This window comes from Paraeggerthella hongkongensis (assembly GCF_003726035.1).
GTDB lineage: Bacteria > Actinomycetota > Coriobacteriia > Coriobacteriales > Eggerthellaceae > Paraeggerthella > Paraeggerthella hongkongensis.
The window spans coordinates 12,891-31,594 of record NZ_QICD01000030.1; the positions used below are offsets into that span (position 1 = coordinate 12,891).

General features: G+C 60.1%; 18 protein-coding genes. 10 read left to right on the top strand and 8 right to left on the bottom strand.

Features of this window, described 5'->3' with window-relative positions; translation table 11 throughout:
- Positions 1-35: 35 nt before the first annotated feature.
- The gene (arcA, locus tag DMP08_RS10745) at positions 36-1,253 is read right to left on the bottom strand and encodes an arginine deiminase (RefSeq protein WP_123192883.1); all 1,218 of its coding nucleotides are present in this window, start codon (positions 1,251-1,253) and stop codon (positions 36-38) included.
- A gap of 370 nt (positions 1,254-1,623) precedes the next feature.
- Between arcA and DMP08_RS10750 the strand changes: the two genes are divergently transcribed.
- Positions 1,624-2,589 carry a helix-turn-helix transcriptional regulator gene (locus tag DMP08_RS10750; protein WP_123192884.1) on the top strand — a complete coding sequence of 322 codons (966 nt, stop codon included), beginning with the start codon at positions 1,624-1,626 and terminating at the stop codon, positions 2,587-2,589.
- 122 nt (positions 2,590-2,711) lie between these two features.
- On the opposite strand, the gene DMP08_RS10755 is transcribed toward DMP08_RS10750, so the two are convergent.
- On the bottom strand, positions 2,712-4,451 hold the full coding sequence (locus tag DMP08_RS10755; protein ID WP_123192885.1) for an FAD-dependent oxidoreductase: 1,740 nt from the start codon (positions 4,449-4,451) through the stop codon (positions 2,712-2,714).
- 236 nt (positions 4,452-4,687) lie between these two features.
- Between DMP08_RS10755 and DMP08_RS10760 the strand changes: the two genes are divergently transcribed.
- The 6 genes from DMP08_RS10760 to DMP08_RS10785 all read left to right on the top strand — a co-directional run bounded on the left by DMP08_RS10760 (position 4,688) and on the right by DMP08_RS10785 (position 11,225).
- Entirely contained in the window at positions 4,688-6,142 is a 1,455-nt protein-coding gene (locus DMP08_RS10760) for a helix-turn-helix domain-containing protein (protein ID WP_123192886.1), read from the top strand.
- Positions 6,143-6,345: 203 nt separating this feature from the next.
- Entirely contained in the window at positions 6,346-7,596 is a 1,251-nt protein-coding gene (locus tag DMP08_RS10765) for an Nramp family divalent metal transporter (RefSeq protein ID WP_123192887.1), read from the top strand.
- A gap of 683 nt (positions 7,597-8,279) precedes the next feature.
- Complete coding sequence (locus DMP08_RS10770) at positions 8,280-9,056, top strand: carboxymuconolactone decarboxylase family protein (RefSeq protein WP_123192888.1); 777 nt, start codon at positions 8,280-8,282, stop codon at positions 9,054-9,056.
- A gap of 530 nt (positions 9,057-9,586) precedes the next feature.
- The gene (yedE, locus tag DMP08_RS10775) at positions 9,587-10,750 is read left to right on the top strand and encodes a YedE family putative selenium transporter (protein ID WP_123192889.1); all 1,164 of its coding nucleotides are present in this window, start codon (positions 9,587-9,589) and stop codon (positions 10,748-10,750) included.
- 18 nt (positions 10,751-10,768) lie between these two features.
- A complete protein-coding gene (locus tag DMP08_RS10780; RefSeq protein WP_123192890.1) occupies positions 10,769-10,975 on the top strand; it encodes a sulfurtransferase TusA family protein in 207 nt (68 codons plus the stop codon).
- Positions 10,976-10,988: 13 nt separating this feature from the next.
- Positions 10,989-11,225 (top strand): putative Se/S carrier protein, encoded by a 237-nt coding sequence (locus DMP08_RS10785; protein ID WP_123192891.1) that lies wholly within the window; start codon positions 10,989-10,991, stop codon positions 11,223-11,225.
- A gap of 83 nt (positions 11,226-11,308) precedes the next feature.
- Here the strand turns inward: DMP08_RS10785 and DMP08_RS10790 are convergent, their stop codons facing one another.
- From DMP08_RS10790 to pxpB, 6 genes are all read right to left on the bottom strand, one after another.
- Positions 11,309-12,073, bottom strand: coding sequence for a LamB/YcsF family protein (locus DMP08_RS10790; protein WP_123192892.1), 765 nt, complete (start codon positions 12,071-12,073; stop codon positions 11,309-11,311).
- A gap of 37 nt (positions 12,074-12,110) precedes the next feature.
- Positions 12,111-12,950: a putative hydro-lyase gene (locus DMP08_RS10795; protein WP_123192893.1), complete on the bottom strand. Its 840-nt coding sequence runs from the start codon at positions 12,948-12,950 to the stop codon at positions 12,111-12,113.
- Between the two features lie 65 nt (positions 12,951-13,015).
- Entirely contained in the window at positions 13,016-14,365 is a 1,350-nt protein-coding gene (gene accC, locus DMP08_RS10800; protein WP_123192894.1) for an acetyl-CoA carboxylase biotin carboxylase subunit, read from the bottom strand.
- Positions 14,366-14,377: 12 nt separating this feature from the next.
- Entirely contained in the window at positions 14,378-14,848 is a 471-nt protein-coding gene (accB, locus tag DMP08_RS10805; RefSeq protein ID WP_114567309.1) for an acetyl-CoA carboxylase biotin carboxyl carrier protein, read from the bottom strand.
- A gap of 26 nt (positions 14,849-14,874) precedes the next feature.
- Positions 14,875-16,050, bottom strand: a complete 1,176-nt coding sequence (locus DMP08_RS10810) for a 5-oxoprolinase subunit C family protein (RefSeq protein WP_123192895.1) — start codon at positions 16,048-16,050, stop codon at positions 14,875-14,877.
- 1 nt (position 16,051) lies between these two features.
- Entirely contained in the window at positions 16,052-16,780 is a 729-nt protein-coding gene (pxpB, locus tag DMP08_RS10815; RefSeq protein WP_123192896.1) for a 5-oxoprolinase subunit PxpB, read from the bottom strand.
- A gap of 76 nt (positions 16,781-16,856) precedes the next feature.
- Between pxpB and DMP08_RS10820 the strand changes: the two genes are divergently transcribed.
- The 3 genes from DMP08_RS10820 (at position 16,857) to DMP08_RS10830 (ending at position 18,577) form a co-directional block, all read left to right on the top strand.
- Positions 16,857-17,570, top strand: coding sequence for a sulfite exporter TauE/SafE family protein (locus tag DMP08_RS10820; RefSeq protein ID WP_123192897.1), 714 nt, complete (start codon positions 16,857-16,859; stop codon positions 17,568-17,570).
- A gap of 63 nt (positions 17,571-17,633) precedes the next feature.
- Positions 17,634-18,077 (top strand): universal stress protein, encoded by a 444-nt coding sequence (locus tag DMP08_RS10825; RefSeq protein WP_123192898.1) that lies wholly within the window; start codon positions 17,634-17,636, stop codon positions 18,075-18,077.
- 179 nt (positions 18,078-18,256) lie between these two features.
- Positions 18,257-18,577 (top strand): hypothetical protein, encoded by a 321-nt coding sequence (locus tag DMP08_RS10830; RefSeq protein ID WP_148042358.1) that lies wholly within the window; start codon positions 18,257-18,259, stop codon positions 18,575-18,577.
- Positions 18,578-18,704: the final 127 nt, after the last annotated feature.

Genomic DNA, 18,704 nt, shown 5'->3' on the forward strand with positions numbered 1-18,704 from the left:
CTTGTAGGGACCGGGGCTGTTGGAGGGGGTGAAGATTAGTCTTCGCGCCAGATGGGCATGCTCATGCAGCGCGGGCCGCCACGGCCGCGGGACAGCTCGGCGGAGGGCACGACCACCAGGTTGAGGCCCTTGTCCTCAAGAACCTTGTTCGTCACGTCGTTGCGCTCGTACACCACGATGGTGCCCGGAGCGATGCACAGCGTGTTGGAGCCGTCGTTCCACTGCTCGCGCTCGGCCGCAATGCGGTCGCCGCCGCCGCAGGGGATGAGCTCCACGGGGCAGCCGACGTACTTCTCAAGGATGGATTCCAGCGTGTCGTTCATCTCGCGGACCTTGATGCCGTCGCCTTCGGGGGTGATCTCGAAGACGGTCAGCGGGCCCATGATGCCCGGATGGATGGTGAACTTGTCCACGTCGATCTGGGTGAACACCGTGTCGAGGTGCATCATGGCGCGGTTGTTCGGGATGTTGAACGCCAGGATGGTCTCGACGGGGCTCGTCTCGTCATGGAAGATGTTCTTGGCGATCTGGTCGATGGCGTCGGGCTCCGTACGCTGGGAGATGCCGATGGCCAGAACCTTGTCGTTGATGTTGAGGATGTCGCCGCCCTCGATGTGGAACGTGTTGTAGCGGCTGTAGTACTCGGGGGTGCCCTTCAGCATGGGGTGATGCGTGAAGATGTACTCGCCGTAGATCGTCTCGCGGTTGCGCGTCTCGGAGTACATGCGGTTGATGGACACGCCGTTGCCGATCATCGCGAACGGGTCGCGGGTGAAGTACAGGTTCGGCATGGGCTTGACGACCATCTTGGAGGACTCGGAAACCAGGTCAACCAAGGAGTTCGACTTGTCCGTGTGCAGCTCGGTCAGGTTGATGCCCTCCATGGTCTTCAGGACGAAGTCCTTGGCATCGGGGTAGTTCTCCTGCATGTAGTCGAAGATGATCTTCTGGTAGCGATCCGTGCGGATGCCGGCCTCTTCGATCCACTGCTTCAAGAACTGCTCGCGCAGCTCGGGGTTGGCTTCCAGAACCTCGGCCATGAGATCCTCAAGGTAGAACACCTCGACGCCGTTGTCGCGCAGGGCCTGTGCGAAAGCGTCGTGCTCCTCCTGGGCGACCTTCAAGAACGGGATGTCGTCGAACAGCAGCTCTTCGAGCGTGTTCGGCGTCAGGTTCAGAAGCTCCTTGCCCGGGCGATGCAGCAGGACTTGCTTCAAAGGCTTGATCTCGCTTTTGACGTTTACTCCAGCCATTGCAACCCTCCTTCTTCCTTCTCGTGGGGCCCCGGCGTTTGCCGGGGCCAGCCGTGCCTCGCATTGAGGCTATCTTCGCCAAGTTCGCGCTTCGGCGGCGATACCTCAGCGCGTTGGATCCACCATGCGCCCAGAAAGTCGTGGAGGAAAGATGTAAAGGGGGTGTACCGGAAGATGCATAGAGGGTGTATCCGCTGCTGTTTTTCCGATACACCCTTGATAAACCCCTGATGAAGGACGGGGTTCCTTTTTGCATTGCGCGCTGCGATTCGGCTGGAAGGAATAACGCGCTAAAATCTTTTTATTCCTGTATCATAGGTTGAGTTCCCCGCAATGTGAGAGAACCGAATGGAAGGGAAGGTAGTCGACCGTGGGTCTTGTGCTTTTCCACGTTACGCTCATCGTTTTGCTGGCCTCCATTCTTGCCTCGGCAACGTGTTTGTCTGCCTATCTGGTTTCGCGCAAGCGTCTGATGCTGTTTTCGTTCTTCGCTTTCCTGTTCTACTTCTTCGACGTTGCCTTTATATTCCAGGATGAATTCGTCTCTTATGTTCTTGGCTCCGAGCAGGGGCAGATATATTTGGTGATACGATCGTTGTCCAGCGTGGTCACGGGCGGCGGATTTCTGGTTTCGTTCTGGCTGCTGGTGTGCGATTACCTAGGGGAAACAAGGCGCGCATTGCTGGTGACGCCGGGAATCGCGTTCGTTGCGCTGAGCGTGATCATCTTGGCCGTTCTGCCCGAAAGCGATCTGCAGCGCTTCTTGTTCTACGGAATGCGCGAGTTGTTCGTGTTCTGGATGCTGCTGTTCACGGGGTTCCGTTATTTTTCTTCGAAGGACGAGGTCGAGCGCAGCCGCTTGTGGAAGCACCGCTGGCTGTACGTGGCCGTTGCGATTCTGAATGTGCCCGTGCTGCTGGAGGATATGACGTTCTTCATGATTCTCAACCAGCCTTCGGTGCAACTGGGGCCGTTCACGTTCTCTGCGGAACGCAATTACGCTGAAGAGGCTCTGCTCATGTGCTGCGCCTTTTTTGCCGGAAGGGATGCCTGCCGGGTTCTGTCGTTGCGCTTCGAGCGTCCGCCTATGCGCGGCGACCAACGGCAAGATGAGCAGATCACCGAGAATCTTATGGTGTACGCGAAGCGCCACCAGCTTTCCGAGCGCGAGCGCGAGGTGCTTCATTTGGTTCTGCTGGGAAAGGACAACCAAAACATCGCGTCCACGATGCACGTGGCGTTGAGCACCGTGAAGGTGCACGTGCACAATATTCTGCAGAAGACCGGTCGCACGAATCGTCAGGATCTGATCCAGGACTTCTGGAAAACGTCGTAGGCGCGGGCTCGCCGATGAGATCTGTCTCAAAGAAAAGCTCCTCCGCTGTTGGCGAGAGGAGCTTTTCTTGATAAGGCACCTTGAGGAGGGGAGGGAGAAAGGTGCCTTATGGGAGGGCGAGGCTAGACTGCGGCAGCTGCGTTCTTGCCGGCCAGGCGTCCGAAGGTAAGAGCGCTACCCAAGCTGATGCCGGCCACTACCACAGGGTAGTCGACCAACAAGCGGCGGCCCATCGTGTTGCCTGCTACGTACAGACCCGGGATGGGATCGTTCGTTCCGTCTTTGGTCACGCGCAGTTCGTGGTCGCACTCCAGGCCGCCGAACATAACCAGCATGCCCGCGTTGCCGAACTTGCAGGCGTAGTACGGCGGGTTCTCCACCGGGAACATGCGCTTGGACATCTTGCCGAAATCTTCGTCGATGCCCTTATGGCACAGTTCGTTGTAGCGCTCGATTTCGGCTTTCATCACATCCAAGGGAAGCCCTGTCTTTTCGGCCAGCTCTTCCAGGGAATTGGCGATAACGTCCGTGCGCTCGTCCACCATCGCCTTCGTGGTGTAGCCCAGGCCGAAGCCGGAGAGCACGGTCTCGTACTCGGCCGCTTTGTCGTCGGGCACGAAGTAGGTGGTGTACCCATGTCCGTCGGGCATGTGGATGATCTGCTCGGGCCACTTGCTGTCGAAGATCTGCCATGCCTTCACGCCGGCTTTTGCCAGCTCGGGATCTTTAGCGGCAGGCTGGCGGGTGCGCTCGGCTGCAATGTTCTGCCCGGGCACGTCTTCGTTCATGAACCGCTTGCCTTCCATGTTCAGCTGCAGGAAGCTGTCGACGCCCAGTGATCCGCCCATGTGGTGGGTCATCGGCGCGTGGGGGCCCAGCTCCATCCAGCCGCCGGCCCAAATGCCCATGAGCTGGCCGCGTCCGTCGTCGACGCCGCCCATGAACTCTTCGGTCCACGGTGCGTAGTAGTGGCGCATTTCAGGGTTCGCGCCGTAGTCGCCGCAGCACAGGACGACGGCCTTGGCGTTGACCTTCAGGTAGCCGTCCGGCGTTTTCGCGTAGGCTCCAACCACCTTGTCGTTTTCCACGATGAGTTGCTCGCCTTCGGCACTGTAGATCAGTTCGGCGCCGCCGGCTACGGCGGCGTTGAACGCTGCTTCGCAGGCCCACTGCATGTTCGGGTTCGTGGTGATGGTGCCGTGGAAGTAGGGATAGACCTCTTCCTTGTAGTTGTACGTGTCCAGTGGCGGGAAGCACTTCGGACGGATGTAGTTCGGCTTGTCCGTCTTGCGATTGGCTGCGGTCGACTCCAGCACTTCGTAGTCAGCGCCCTCGATGAACCAGTCGAAGTCCTCGCCGGAGTGGTCGTACCAGTAGTTCATCATCCACGTGTCGCAGCGGCCGCCCGTTTCTTTGACGAACTCGTTGAAGATGTCTTCTTTCGGCGCCCATTCGATGCCCAGGTTCTTCTGAATCTTCGAGCCAACAACGCCGAAGTCGCCGGCCATGGAAATGACGGAGTAGCTGTCCTGGGGCTGCTTCTCCAAGACGATGACCTTCTTGCCTGCTTCCGCAGCTTCCTTTGCTGCAGCGGTGCCGGCGATGCCCATGCCGATAACCAGAACGTCGCAGGTTTTTTCTTCCTTGACGTCCGTGGGAACCGGCGGCGGTGTAAGGAAATCGGGCGTGTAGGCGGTAGGCGCGATGCCCGACGCTGCGGATTTCCCGCTCCCGCCTTCCGATCCACCCGCGCTACCGCTTTGTTGCGGTGCGCAGCCAGCTAGGCTTGCGGCCCCCGCCGTGACGGCAGCGGTTGCTCCCAGTCCAAGAAATGCGCGCCGGCTCAATCCTTTGTTTGTCATGAATAGCTCCTTCCCTTTGTCGTGCAATAGGGGTTCACCCTTCCCCAAGCTGCCTTGGACTTTACGCTTCCCGGCGAAGGGGAAACAACACCTACCACTGGGTGGTTTTGGACGTTTGGGCCGGTGAAGCCCTACCCGAACCAGGTAGGATGTCCGTTCTGCCGCTTCCGTTCAGTGACTTGCATGCTGGTATAAGCTACACTTGAAGGCGGTCGCCAAATGGGGATAGGGGCTGCATGGAACGTTTGCGAGAGTTGGTTTCGGGATTGCGTGTCCGCGATGCCGTGTGCATGAGCGGTTATGCGTTGTATCTGGTATTCGGGTACGTGTCGTTCGAGTCGCCCACGCTGTTCATTGCTCTTGAGCACGGCGACTTGCCCGCTCAGTCCTTGTTCCTTGTTGCCGCGGTGGCGGCTCGTGCGTTGGTGTACGGGGTCATGATAATCGTTGGCCGCTATGCAAGCCGGGCTTCCTCTTTCGCCGCCTCGTTTGTTTGCGCAGGGGTTGCGGCAACCGGTTTTCTGATCACGCGCATGGCGTTCCAATTCGCGCCTTACGCGCCTGCGGACTCCCTGTTTCCCTGGCTTGTGCTTGGCGGGTTGTTCTATGGCGCAGGAGACGCTTTGATCACGCTGCTGTGGGCGAGGTTCTCGGGCACGTTCGACACGCGCCGTATATACTTGTTTGTGCTGGTCAGCAACGCGCTGAGCCTGGTGCTTTATTTTGCGGTCACGCTTTTGCCGTCGACCGCCGTGTCTGCGGTTGGAGCGGTGATCTTTTTCGTGTCGGTGCTGCTGTGCAAGCGGTGCCTGGATATGCGTGACCCCATAACCGACGAGTATTCCGCGCCGGTTCTAAAAGGGGCGTTGTCTCTGCTGTGGCGCCCTGTTCTGGGCACGGCCATCCTTTCGTTCATGAGCGGTCTTATGCTGCAGGTTTCTATGCAGCAGGCTATTCCCCTTGCTACGTTTCAGTACACGTCGTTGATCACGCAAGGCGCAGTGATCGCCGCGCTGCTTCTGCCTGCTGTGTTGGTGAAGAACCAGCCCAATCTGGGGTCGGTGTACAAGGTGGCGCTGCCCCTTTCGGCAATGGGATTTTTACTGCTTCCCCTGATTTGGGATGGGGCGGGAGGCTTGGCCAACGCATGCGCGCAGCTGGGCTCTCTTGTTGCGGGCATCATTCTTTGGTGCATGGTAGCAAGCCTTGTGAAAGACACGAAGCTTCCCGCCGCGCTGCTGTTTTCGTGCGCTCTTGTATGCACGAACGCCGCTCAGCTGGCGGGGGCGATCGTGGGCCTGCTGAACGCGCATGCGTTTGGGCGAGGCGATTTGCAGCTGACCGCCGTGGCGCTGGTGGCGGTTTACTTGGTGGCATTGGTGTCCATCTTCCTGTTCAAGGACAAGTCTCTTCCGGGGGAAGAACCTTCCGAACGCCCGGCGCCTTCGATCGAGGGGTCTCTTGCGGCTCTGGACGACCGTTGCGCGACGCTGAGCTGCGAGCACGGGCTGACGCCGCGCGAGTCCGAGATTCTGGTTCATCTTGGTCAAGGGCGCACGGCGCGCGCTATATCCGAGAAGCTGGTGGTTTCGGAGAATACGGTCAAGTACCACATCAAGTCCATCTATCAGAAGCTGGACGTGCATTCTCGTGACGAGGTGATAGACCTCATCGAGCGGGCATGCGTGTAGGGTGATCTCGTTTTCCGTCTCGTGCCGATTGCTTTGCCCGTGTGCCGCTTCGCTGTATACTCGCACGCTTTAATCTGCTAAAGTAAATCGGTCATTATGCCAGTTGCAGGCCTAGAAGGCCCGTAATGGGATCGGATGTGCTGTGGGGACGGCGCGTCTGCTGCAGGCATATCGTTGCTTTAAGGGCTAAGAAAGGAGTGGGTATGAGCAGTTCGTTGGTTCAGAAATTCAAGAACGTCGGTCCGGGCGCGCTGGTCGCCGCAGGCTTTATCGGTCCCGGCACGGTCACGACGTGCACGGTTTCCGGAGCAAGCTATGGCTACACCATGCTGTGGGCACTGCTGTTCGCCACCGTTGCGACCATTATCTTCCAGGAGATGGCGTCGCGCGTTGGTATTGTTTCGGGTAAGGGTTTGGGTGAAAACATCCGCGATCGTATTCCCAACAAGATACTGATGTGGATTGCAATCGTGATTGTTATCATCGCCATCTTCGTGGGCAACATTGCGTACGAAACGGGCAACATCACGGGCGGTATTTTGGGCATTCAGGCTGTGGCGCCTGATGTTCCGATGCTCCCCATCGTTGTAGTCCTGGGCGTTTTGGCTTTTGTGGCTATGTGGATTGGTTCGTACAAGGTGGTCGAGGTCATCCTTACGGCCATCGTGGTGTTCATGGGCGTCGTGTTCTTCGTGACGGCCATTGCTTCGAATCCTGATTGGGGCGCCATTGCGGCAGGCCTGTTCATTCCGACGCTTCCCGAAGAAGGCTCGAAGGGCATTTTGACCGCGGTGGGCTTGATCGGTACCACTATCGTGCCGTACAACTTGTTCTTGCATGCATCCGGCGCGTCCGAGCGCTTCAAGGATCCCGATCAGGTGTCCGACGCTCGCTTCGACACCGTTTTGAGCATTGGCTTGGGCGGCATCATCTCCATGGCTATCCTCATTTGCGCAGCTGCGAACATTCACGGCACGGAGGCCACGGTGACCAACGGCAAGGATATGGCGTTGGCGCTGCAGCCGCTGCTGGGTTCGTGGGCTACGTGGATGATCGGCTTGGGGCTGCTGGCTGCCGGCTTCTCGAGCGCCATCACCGCCTCGTTCTCTGCTGCGTACGCGGTGAACGGCGTGCTGGGCTGGAAGAAGACGACCAAGGATCTGCGTTTCAAGGCGATCTGGATTATCGTGCTGGTGGCCGGTTGCTGCATGGCTATCGTGCTGGGCAAAAGCCCGACCGAACTTATCCTGGTTGCTCAAGCGGCCAATGCCATCTTGTTGCCCATTATGGCGTTCTTCGTGCTGTACTGTGCCAACGGCAAGGATTTGGGCAAGTGGAAGAACCATGTGTTCGCGAACTGCGCAGGTGTGGTCATTATCGTGATCACGCTGTTCATGTGCTACCGCAACATGTCGAGCTTCCTGGCTTCGTTGCAGAAGCTCATCGGAGGCTAACGCTTTTCCGGTCGTTCGAGCTTTGCTTGAAGAGTATGTCTTGCGCGCCCGCCCTCTCGGCGGGCGCGCTGCGTTTTCGGGCTTGTGAACCCGTTCCGGGAGCGAGGCGCACGGGGGAGGAGCGCCGCACGTTATGCGGTTGCGCGCCGGGTTCGCTGCGTGCGGTGCGGGTCTTGGCACGAGATCGCGGGTCTGCGCTCTCGGTCAAGAGCCTTTGGCAACCGTCGAATTCGCTGCGCTTTGATGACCTGGCATGTTGGTGCAAGTGCTCAAAACAACTGCGGCTGAGGGGTCGGTTAGGGAGCGCAGACCCGCGATTTCGCGCCAAGTTTTGCGTCGTGGGCTGTCGAACCGTTGTCGAAGCGGCCCCGGCTGGCTCGCTTCGCGTGGTTCCGCCGGCGCTTTCAGGGGCTTTCGGCGTTGGGGGGCTTCTGCCTCGTCCGGACGCGAGCGAGACGCCTCGAAACGCAGCCGACCGGACGACGCTGGTTTCGGCCTGCCGCCGAGCAAGGATTGGCGCGCGGGTTCGCCCGGGTTCGTCAAGGTGCTTTTCCCAGATGGTGCATGCGCTCCTGTGGCATTGGTATGTTTCGTTTTGGATAACAGTTGACCAAGGCCGCTTTCAGCAGGGTATTATGTGCGCGAAACAAGAGTACGGTGCCTCAATGACTGAAGGAGCAAGTATGGAACCGAATATCGTCGAACAAGCGCACGCTTACCGCAATCGTCTTTTCCCTGGATTCGATTCGCCGTTTTCCGTCACCGACCCGGAATTTCAGGAACGTTTCGATGCGTTCGCTTTCGGTGAAGTCCCGGCAAGCGACAACCTTGATGATAAGACAAGGCTGACGGCTATTCTGGCAGCGCTTGTAGGGTGCCGAGGTCTTGAGGCTTTTCAGGCTATGGCCAAGGGCGCGTTTAACGTAGGGGTCACCCCTGTTGAGGTGAAGGAGATCGTCTACCAGGCGGTTCCGTATTTGGGGCTTGGGTGCGCGCTTCCGTTTTTGCATGCGACCAACGAACTGCTGGAGCATCGTCTGGTTTCGTTGCCGCTTGAGGGCCAGGCCACAACCACGATGGATACGCGTGTGGAAGCTGGCGCCAAGAAGAAAGCCGAGCTGTTCGGAGCCGATGCGGTGGGAACGGTTGCGTCGGGGTATGCGGATGCGGCCCGCATCGACGGCTGGGTGGAATCCCATTGCTTCGGAGATTGCTACACGCGCACCGGTCTTGACGATGCTCGGCGCGAGATGGTCGCCTTTTGCTTCCTTGCTGCGCAAGGGGGCCATGACGAGCAGTTGACCGGTCACGCGCGAGCCAATATGCGCCTGGGGAACGATGCAGGGTTCCTGGTCAGCGTCCTGGCGCAATGCGTGCCCTACATCGGCTACCCGCTTGTTCTGGACGCGCTTCGCTGCGTGGAGAGCGCTGCTGCCGCGTCGGAGGATGCTGAAGCGTAGGTTTTTGTATTGTGCGGGAGCGCAAAGTGCGCGTTCCCGCTAGCTTTGGCTGCGAAATAAGCCATTCTTGCTTGACCAAGCTGGCTTTCGACGGAGGCTCCGCGCTCCTTCTGCGCGGGGCCTCCGTTCGTTTGCTGGCGGCTTGGGCCTGATGCGCGCTGCAAAGCTCCGTTGCTCGCAACGTTGAGGCCGTTAGTCCCAAATCCTTGCATCTTCCATCTTCGATCGCGTATAGTTTTGATTGCCTTCTTGGATGATCGGACTATTCTGCCACGCTCGATCTTCTGCACCAAGAGCGGCTCACATGCTGTTAACTGAATAGGCTTCGAGGGAAGCCGGCGGGTCGCTTGTCTGCTGCGTCCCGCGTGTTCTGCACCGCTGCTTACTGTCGAACAACTCGCACCTTCCGACCCTAGGGCGCGTCTTGCGCTGCCTTCGGGCGGAAGCGTGTCGTCGCGCGGCTGTCGCTTGCGCTGCGTTTGCGCGCGAAGCGAAACGGACTGCACGGCTTTGAAGGGAAAGGTGTTGTTGTGGATCTGCTGAATCAAAAGAAAGGCCTGCTTGCTGTAGGGGTGGTTGCAGGCGCCATGCTCGCGCTTCTTGCTTACTTCGGGAATCCGGCGAACATGGCCATGTGCGCGGCATGCTTCATTCGCGATACGGCTGGCGCGTTGAAGCTGCATAGCGCATCCGTCGTGCAGTATTTCCGCCCCGAGGTGGTGGGCTTGGTGGTGGGCGCGTTCGTGATCGCCCTGGCCACGAAGGAGTACCGCTCCACCGCGGGGTCGTCTCCGATGATCCGTTTCGTTCTGGGATTCATCATGATGATCGGCGCGCTGGTGTTTCTGGGCTGCCCGCTGCGCATGGTTATTCGCATGGCGGCGGGTGACCTGAACGCTTACGTGGGCCTGATCGGTTTGGTGTTGGGCATCGCGACGGGAACGTTGTTTCTGAAGAAGGGGTATTCGCTGGGGCGGGAGCGCGACACGAACAAGTCCGCAGGCGCCGTGCTTCCCCTTGTGCTGGCCGCGCTCATGATCATTGGGCTGACCGCGGGCGTGTTTGCCGCGAGCGAGACGGGTCCCGGCAGCAAGCATGCTCCCGTGCTGATTGCGCTGGCTGCTTCGCTTGTTGTGGGCATGCTGGCTCAGAAGGCGCGCATTTGCTTTGCGGGCGGCGTGCGCAACGTCATGCTCATGCGGGATTTCGACCTGCTGCTTCCCATTGCGGGATTGTTTGTGGTCATGCTGGCGTACAACCTGGTTACAGGCAACTTCAAGCTTAGTTTCGAGGGCCAGCCCATCGCCCATTCCCAGCATCTGTGGAACATTCTGGGCCTGTATGCCGTTGGGTTTGCTGCGGTGCTCGCCGGCGGGTGCCCGTTGCGTCAGATGACGCTGGCGGGCCAGGGGTCGTGCGATGCCGCCGTCACGTTTTTGGGCATGCTGATCGGTGCGGCGTTCGCTCACAACTTCGGCTTGGCTGACGCGGCGGCTTCGGCGGCAACGGCGGAAGCCGCGGCCGTGGCGGGCGGCCCTGCGCTGGCGGGGCAGATCGTGCTGGTGGGGTGCATTGCCGTGCTGTTCGTGATTGGCGCGGTCAACCTGCGCAACAGGCGGAAGAGCGCGGGCGTTACGGCGGCGTCAGCGGCGTCGGCAAACCTTGAGGACGTATCCGCCGCAGCGGCGAACTAGACACGAAGGGAGCAAACTATGATCGAAGTGGATGCGCGGGGCCTTTCGTGCCCGGAACCGGTGATGATGGCTATGCAAGCCGTGAAAACGCACTCCGGGCAATCGGTTCGCGTGCTGGTGAGCACGGCTATTGCGCGCGACAACGTGGTGGCGATGGCGCGCAGGAAGAAGAAGACGGCTGCGGTCGAGCAGGTCGGCGACGATTTCGCCATCGTGATCGAGTGACGGCGAGGTTGGCATGCGGACGAAATCCCCGGTTCTTGTGGTTGCATTTGGAACCACAACGGATGCAATGGCGATGGAGCAAGCGGGAAAGCGGCACGGCTTGCAGGGTCGGCTGATTCCCATACCGCGCCAGCTATCTGCGGGCTGCGGCCTGGCCTGGCGGGAGCCCGCGTGCAACGGCCAAGCGCTGCGCCGCATGTTGGAGGTCGAGCGCATAGATTTCGACAGCCTGCATAGCATGGAGCTGTAGAGTGCAGACCGCGTGGGGCTAGCTTTGTTTTGCCGGGGGAGGTTGCACGCGCCGTGCCGCCTCCCCCGGTTCGTTTCGTCGCGTTACTGTGCGCCGACCGGCTTGATGGCGATGCCGTCCTCTTCGAGCGCGCTGCGCGTGCGGCTCACGAATGCAAGGGCGGTGGGGGAGTCTCCGTGCACGCAGATGGTGTCGGGATGCAGGTCGATCAGCTTGCCCGTGACCGAAAGGATGGCCCCGTCTCGAATGGCGTTCTTCACGCGCTCGATGGCCTGCTCTTCGTCACGGATGAGGGCGGCGGGGTCGTTGCGGTTAACCAGCTTGCCTTCGTCGGTGTAGTTGCGGTCGGTGAAAAACTCTTCGGCCGTCACCAGGCCTTGTTTGCGTCCTGCGTCGATGAGCGCGCCGTTCGCCAGGCCCACCAGCACCAAGCGCGAGTCCACGTCGAAGACCGCTTGCGCCAGGGCAGCTGCGAGTTCGGGATCGATGGCCGCATGGTTGTAGAGCTGCCCGTGCGGTTTGACGTGCGCAAGCTGCACGCCTTGTGCCTGGCAGAACGCTTGAAGCGCGCCGATTTGGTACACCATGTACGCGTACGCCTCGTCGGGCGACAGGTTCATGTCGCGGCGACCGAAGCCTTGCAGATCGGGGTAGCCCGGATGCGCGCCGATGGCTATGCCGGCGTCCTTTGCCATGCCGACCGTCTTGCGCATGACCATGGGATCGCCCGCATGCTGTCCGCACGCGACGTTCGCGCTCGAAACAAGGGGAATGATCTGGTCGTCCAGTCCAAGGGTGTAGCGTCCGAAGCTTTCGCCCAAGTCGCTGTTGAGGTCGATGCGGTACATAAGCCTGCCTTCTTCTTGGTTTTCGGGTCGTACGCCCTTATTCCTTCAGATCGATGTTCTTCGTGTCGGTGATCAGCATGCAGCCCGGCGCGTGCGTGATGGCGAAAGGCGGCTTGCTGTTCATCACGATGGACTGGGGCGTCACGCCGCACGCCCAGAACACGGGAACTTCGCCCTCGCGGATTTCCACCGGATCGCCGAACTCGGGGTGCATGACGTCGTTCACGCCGATGGCGGCAGGGTCGCCGATGTGAATGGGTGCGCCGTGCACCTTCGGGATGGCGCCGGAGATCTGCACTGCCTTCACCACCTGGTCGTAGGGGATGGGGCGCATCGACATGACCATGTTGCCGGACATGCTGCCGGCGGGCGTGCACGGCACGCCGGTCAGGTACATGGGCACGTTGCATCCCATGGTGTTGTGCCGAATTTCGATGCCTGCCTCGATGAGCTCGCTTTCGAACGAGAACGAGCAGCCGATGACGAACGACACCAGGTCGTCGCGCCAATGGTCCTCAACGTTCTCCACTTCGGCCACCAGCTTGCCGTGCTCGTAGATGCGGTAGCGTGGGAAGTCGGCGGCGATGTCGCAGTCGGTGGCGCAGATAGTGGCCTCGCGCGCGCCCACCTCGGTCACTTCAAGCAGCGGGCACGGCTTGGGGTTGCGCTGCGCGAACAGCAGGAAGTCGTAGGCTTGCTCGCGCGGCAGCACGATGAGGTTCGCCTGCGCGTATCCGGGACACAGACCGCTGGTCGGCGCGGTGAACTGGCCGGTTCGGATGAGGCGGCGCGCTTCGACGGGCGACGCGGAAAGCATCTGCGCCCAAACGTCCTCGGCGACGCCTTCCGGCTTTGCGGGTGCGGGGGTGTTCAGCATGGTGGGACTCCCTTCTTGGTAGCTGTCCTCTGTCTCGCTGCCGCCTTGCAGGAGCAAGGCGAAACCTACACTTCGCCCTTCATGAAGCGCTCGATGAAGCTGGTGTCGGCCGTGCCGGCGGCGAACGTCTCGTTCTCCATGATGGCGTACTGGAAGTCCAAGTTCGTCTTCACGCCTACGACCACCATCTCCTCAAGCGCGGTGCGCATTTTGGCGATGGCCTCGGTGCGGTCGCGCCCGTGCACGATGATTTTCGCAATCATCGAATCGTAATAGGGGGACACGTCGTAGCCGTCGTACGCCGCCGTGTCCACGCGCACGCCGTTGCCGCCGGGCAGGTGCATCTGCGATATGACGCCGGGGGAAGGCAGGAAGCCGCGCTCGGGCTCCTCGGCGTTCACGCGGCACTCGATGGCATGGCCGCGATACGTGATGTCGTCCTGCGTGAACGTGAGCGGGTCGCCCGCCGCCACGCGAATCATCTCCTGCACCAGGTCCGTTCCCGTGACCATTTCGGTTACGGGGTGTTCCACCTGAATGCGCGTGTTCATTTCCATGAAGTAGTAATTCAGCTGGTCGTCCAGCAAAAACTCGATGGTTCCGGCAGAAGAGTAGCCCACGGCTTGCGCGGCGCGCACGGCTGCGTTGAGCATTTCGGTGCGCACTTCGTCCGTCATGACCGGCGAAGGGCTTTCTTCGATCATTTTCTGATGGTTGCGCTGCACGGAGCAGTCGCGCTCCCCCAGCGCTACCACGGTGCCGTGCGTATCGGCGATCACCTGCACCTCAACGTGTCGCGGATTCATAACGCAACGCTCCAGGTACATGGTATTGTCCCCGAATGCGCCCACGCTCTCGCGCTGCGCGATGCTGAACTGTTCGGCGAAGTCCGTTTCGGACAAGCTGACGCGCATGCCCTTCCCGCCGCCGCCCGACGATGCCTTGATCATGATGGGCCAGCCGATTTCGCGAGCTATGACCAGGGCTTCTTCTGGGTGGTGCACCGGTTCTTTCGTACCGGGAACCACGGGGACGCCCGCTTCCATCATGGTCTTGCGCGCCTGGCTTTTGTTGCCCATGCGGTCGATGACTTCAGGCGAAGGCCCGATGAACACGATGTCGTTTTCGCGGCAGAGCTTGGCGAACGTCGAGTTCTCGGACAGGAAACCGTAGCCCGGGTGGATGGCTTGCGCGCCCGTGCCTTTCGCCGCCGACAGGATAGCCGCGATGTTCAGGTAAGAGTCGCGCGCAGCCGGCGGGCCGATGCACACGCTTTCGTCGGCAAGGTACACGTGAAGCGAGTGCTTGTCGGCAGTGGAGTACACGGCTACCGTCTTGATGCCCATGGCGCGGCATGCGCGGATGATGCGAACCGCGATCTCGCCGCGGTTGGCGATGAGGATCTTCTCGAACATGAGCGGGCCGCCTTAGGCGTGGTCGCCGGTGGCGATGCGGAACAGCGGCTGGTCGTATTCAACTTGGGAGCCGTTCGCAGCAAGCACTTCCATCACGATGCCGGGCGCGGGTGTGGTGATCTCGTTCATCATCTTCATGGCTTCGACGATGGCCAGCGTCTGGCCCGACAGCACTTCCTGGCCCACCTTCACGAACGGATCCTCATCCGGACTGGGGGCAAGGTAGAACATGCCTACCATGGGGCTGCGCACCAGGATAGAATGGTCGTCGTCGCTGGCATCTACGGCTGCGGCTTCATGACTTTCCGTTTTGCCGGCCAGAAGCGCGCTGACGCGATCGGCCATGAGCGGCAAAGCGGTGGACGAGAGCGGCCCGTGGTTGCGCTCGAGCTCGATTTTCAGGTCGCCGTCGTCAACGCGCAGGGCCGTGAGCTCGGCCTTGTCCATAATGGCGATCAGCTCTTCGATGGCTTTCGTGTTCATGACGTCTCCTCGTGTCTCTTGTTCGCTCATACCGTCGTGCGGTCGGCGGTTGTTTCCGGTGTTGCGGTTTGCTCGTCGTTTGGCGTGCGCACGGTTCCTAAAACGTTGCGGTTTCCGACGCGCTCAGCACGATCGGCGCGGTCGATCCACAGGGTGTCGGCCTGCGATTTGCGCGCTTGCTCTTCCAGGATGGGGGTAAGCCTCCGCGCCGTTCGACGGGGCGATATGCCATCGGCGCTTGGTCGGCGCACCTTGAGTGCCAGCGCTTCGAACAGGTGGGCTTCGTCGCGCAGCAGGCGCTGCGCCTCCTGGACGGAGATGGGCTCGAAGCGAATTGTGCGTCCTGGGGGACGCTGTACGAGCCGGGGTATGTCCACCGTGGCCACCGTGCCTATTTTGGCGTATCCGCCGGTGGTCTGCCGGTCGGCCAGCATGATGATGGGTCTGCCGTGCGACGGCACCTGCACGGCGCCAAGAGCGATGCCGTCAGACACGATGTCCGAGCCGTGCTTCGTCTTGATAACGGGGCCGTCCAAACGGTAGCCCATGCGGTCGCACTTCGTCGTGGTGGTGAACGGCTGGCTGTAGAAGGTTTCGACTCCTTCGTCGGCAAACATATCCTCTTGCGGTCCGGGCACCACGCGTACCACGATTTCGTCTCGATCGAACTGGTAGAACTCGTCGTCGTTGTCGATGCGATGGGATCCGAGGTTCGGCAGGAAGTCCACGCTTTTCGTGGTGAAGGGCAGATAGTCTCCGGCAGTTAGCGCGCCTCCGCGCCAGCCGCCCAGCTCGCACTTGAGATTGGTGGAGCGGCTGCCCATGACTTCAGGTACGCGCACGCTTCCTCCGGCGATGGCGAGGTAGCCGTAGCAGCCGGTTCGGGGCGCTTTGAAACGCAATATGGAGCCTCGACGCACCGTGATTGCCGCATACGTGGGAATTGGCTTGTTGTCCAACGTGGGGGAGAAATCGCCGCCCGTGATGGCTATGATGGAGTTCGTGGTGAAGCGAACCGTGGGACCTGCGAGCGCGAACTCCAGCACGGGGGCGTCGGGGTCGTTTTCCACAAGCAGGTTGGCGATGGCGTATGCGCGGCGATCCATGACGCCGTTCGTGGCGAACCCGCTGCCTTGGTAGCCGAAGCGGCCGTTGTCTTGGATGGTAGTGATGACGCCAGGTTTTTTCACGACAAGGCCCATGTTACTCGCCTTCCACGAAAATGCCGTACGAGTACGTGCCCGCGGCGAGCCGTGCTTCTATGGCGGTGTACTCTTCGGGCGTTATGGGTACGAATCGCAGGTATTCTCCCGCAGCGTACAGAATGGGATCCTCTCGGTCGGGGTCGTAGGGGCGCAGCGGCGTGCGGCCGATGATCTGCCAACCGCCCGGCGAAGCCAGTGGGTAAATGCCCGTTTGAGCGCCGCCGATGCCCACGCTGCCCGGCTCGATGCGCGTACGGGGAACGGCCAGGCGCGGCGTGTGCAGGCGTTCGTCCAGGCCGCCCAAATAGGCGAAGCCAGGAAGAAATCCCAGCATATCTATAAGGTAGTCGCGCCCGGTGTGTATGGCGACGACTTCTTCTTCGGACATGCCTGCGTGCTCTGCCACATTTGCCAGGTCGGGGCCGAATTCTCCTCCGTAGCACACGGGGATGGGGACAATCTTGCGCACGCTCAAATCAGCTTCTTCCACATCGCGCAGCTTGCCTCGCAGTTTCGCGGAAAGCTCATCGAACGTAACGATCAAGGGGTTGTAGTACACCATAAGCGAGCAAAACGTAGGCACTAGCTCGGTGACGCCCGCGATAGGGTCAGCCGCAAGGTTTTCCGCAGCCATGCGAATCTTGGCGCTGGTCTCCGCCGAAATCGTTTTTGCGAACTCGAGGTTAAGGGCCGAGTCTCCCGCGATGGTGATGGTGAATCCCGCCATGCTCGTCCATTCCTTGGCGTGTAGATGCTACACTGGTACGCTGGGTCGTTATGAATAAGGATTGATTGTAGCATATATGGAAAAAGCGCTCTTCTTGGCGGCGTTCTTCTTCGCCTACACTGTTCAGGCTATTACGGGATTCGCGGGCAATATCTTCGCGATGCCGGTGGGCACCACGCTGTTGGGGCTGCATTCCACCGTGGCGATTCTCAACGCCATGGGCTTTTTCGCGTGCGGGCTGCTGACCGTTTTGAATCTGAAAAGCGTGAACTGGCGCGAACTGGGCAAGATCATCGGCGTTATGGTGGTGTTCATGTTCGTGGGCATTTGGCTGGACACGCTTATGCCGCTTCACGTGCTGCTGAAGATATACGGCGTGGTCGTCATTGCGATCGGTCTGAAGAACCTGATCGCCCCCCAGCAGAAGTTCATGCCGGAGTGGGCCTTGTGGATCATCTTGGCACTGGCCGGGCTTATCCAGGGAATGTTCGTGTCGGGCGGCGCGCTGTTGGTTATCTACGCCGTTCAGAAGCTGCGCGATCGCCAGCAGTTTCGCATCACGCTTTCGGCTACGTGGACGATCCTTAACCTTATCTATGCGGGCATTGCATTTCAGCAGGGGAATTTCACCGGGGACGTGTTGCAGATTATCGTGCTGTGCATTCCGTTGGCCGTGCTTGCCACCTTCTTGGGCAACAAGCTGCAAAAGAAAATCAGCCAGGAAAAGTTTCTCAAGCTTACGTACGTCATGCTGCTGTGCATAGGTGTCATCCTTCTGATAACTTCGTAGTTTCGCCGCCGAGTTGGAATTGGGTTACAATAAAGGCACGGCAACAGTAGGGAAGGAGCGGTCATGGCACAGCGGTACACGCGTATTTTTGCGGCGCTCGATGGGGCGTCGACGCAGGAGGCAGTGGCCCAGCGTGCAATAGCGCTCGCGGCGGACAACCACGCCGATCTGATGTTCGGTCATGTTATCGATTCGGTTCCGTACGAGGCTTCGGGCGTTGATTTCGAAGCGCTGTGCGTTGAGGGCAAGAAGCGCATCGAAGCCGATTTGGCCGACTTGCTGGCAGAGGCCCAGGCGAACGAGAGCATCCCGTCGGTTGATTTGACCGTGCGCGCGGGACGCATTACCGACACGCTGGCGAAGCAGCTGATCGAGCCAGCAGACCCCGATTTGGTTATATGCGGCGAACGCGGCCTGTCCAACATCAAGTACGTGTTCGTGGGCAGCGTGTCCACGTTCTTGATTCGCAACATGCGGTGCGACGTTTTGGTGGTCAAGCAAGACTAGACTTGCTTGGGCTTGAGCGTGCGATGGTTCGGGCGTTGTTGCTTTGCCACGCACGCTTGAGGTTTGCAGGTTAGGGCCGCGCGCGCCGTGTTGCGCGCGTGGTGGGTCGCATCGTGTGTCTCAAACGCCGTCCGTATGGGCGGCGTTTTGCTGGAGGTCCAAGAATCCGAAACGCGGGCTTGATCGCGTGTCTGGAACACATGCTGAAGCATGTTCCGAAACGCGCTTCGAAGAATGCGCCCGAAATGCGTGCCGAAGCATGCGCTGAAACGCGCTTTGAAACATGTCCTCGAAGCGGGCTTCTCGAAATGTGCCCCGAAATTCCCGGTCTGCGCTCCATGAAGGACTTCGGCGCGCGCATGGTTTTGAGCGCTTGCATCAAAAGAGCAGGTGAAAAAAATCTAGTGAATCAATCTATTATTCAAGGCGCGTTTTGGGGAGCGCAGACCGGGGATTTCGTGCCAAGCGGAGGCATGTCCGCGGTTGAATTGCCGGGTTAAGTTTCAAAAAGTGTGTCCGATTTCACCTTGACACGCCTGTTCAGGCAAACTTTTTTAAGCGAAAAGTTGCCAAAGAACAGGAGCAAGGGGTGAATAATCCAAAATGCGCGTTGTGTGGCGCCATTAT

What these genes read in the sequence shown, in the direction of transcription:
- arcA (WP_123192883.1), bottom strand. Translation starts at nt 1,253, where the DNA reads ATGGCTGGAGTAAACGTCAAAAGCGAGATCAAGCCTTTGAAGCAAGTC.
- DMP08_RS10755 (WP_123192885.1), bottom strand. Translation starts at nt 4,451, where the DNA reads ATGACAAACAAAGGATTGAGCCGGCGCGCATTTCTTGGACTGGGAGCA.
- DMP08_RS10760 (WP_123192886.1), top strand. Translation starts at nt 4,688, where the DNA reads ATGGAACGTTTGCGAGAGTTGGTTTCGGGATTGCGTGTCCGCGATGCC.
- DMP08_RS10765 (WP_123192887.1), top strand. Translation starts at nt 6,346, where the DNA reads ATGAGCAGTTCGTTGGTTCAGAAATTCAAGAACGTCGGTCCGGGCGCG.
- DMP08_RS10770 (WP_123192888.1), top strand. Translation starts at nt 8,280, where the DNA reads ATGGAACCGAATATCGTCGAACAAGCGCACGCTTACCGCAATCGTCTT.
- DMP08_RS10780 (WP_123192890.1), top strand. Translation starts at nt 10,769, where the DNA reads ATGATCGAAGTGGATGCGCGGGGCCTTTCGTGCCCGGAACCGGTGATG.
- DMP08_RS10785 (WP_123192891.1), top strand. Translation starts at nt 10,989, where the DNA reads ATGCGGACGAAATCCCCGGTTCTTGTGGTTGCATTTGGAACCACAACG.
- DMP08_RS10790 (WP_123192892.1), bottom strand. Translation starts at nt 12,073, where the DNA reads ATGTACCGCATCGACCTCAACAGCGACTTGGGCGAAAGCTTCGGACGC.
- DMP08_RS10795 (WP_123192893.1), bottom strand. Translation starts at nt 12,950, where the DNA reads ATGCTGAACACCCCCGCACCCGCAAAGCCGGAAGGCGTCGCCGAGGAC.
- accC (WP_123192894.1), bottom strand. Translation starts at nt 14,365, where the DNA reads ATGTTCGAGAAGATCCTCATCGCCAACCGCGGCGAGATCGCGGTTCGC.
- accB (WP_114567309.1), bottom strand. Translation starts at nt 14,848, where the DNA reads ATGAACACGAAAGCCATCGAAGAGCTGATCGCCATTATGGACAAGGCC.
- DMP08_RS10810 (WP_123192895.1), bottom strand. Translation starts at nt 16,050, where the DNA reads ATGGGCCTTGTCGTGAAAAAACCTGGCGTCATCACTACCATCCAAGAC.
- pxpB (WP_123192896.1), bottom strand. Translation starts at nt 16,780, where the DNA reads ATGGCGGGATTCACCATCACCATCGCGGGAGACTCGGCCCTTAACCTC.
- DMP08_RS10820 (WP_123192897.1), top strand. Translation starts at nt 16,857, where the DNA reads ATGGAAAAAGCGCTCTTCTTGGCGGCGTTCTTCTTCGCCTACACTGTT.
- DMP08_RS10825 (WP_123192898.1), top strand. Translation starts at nt 17,634, where the DNA reads ATGGCACAGCGGTACACGCGTATTTTTGCGGCGCTCGATGGGGCGTCG.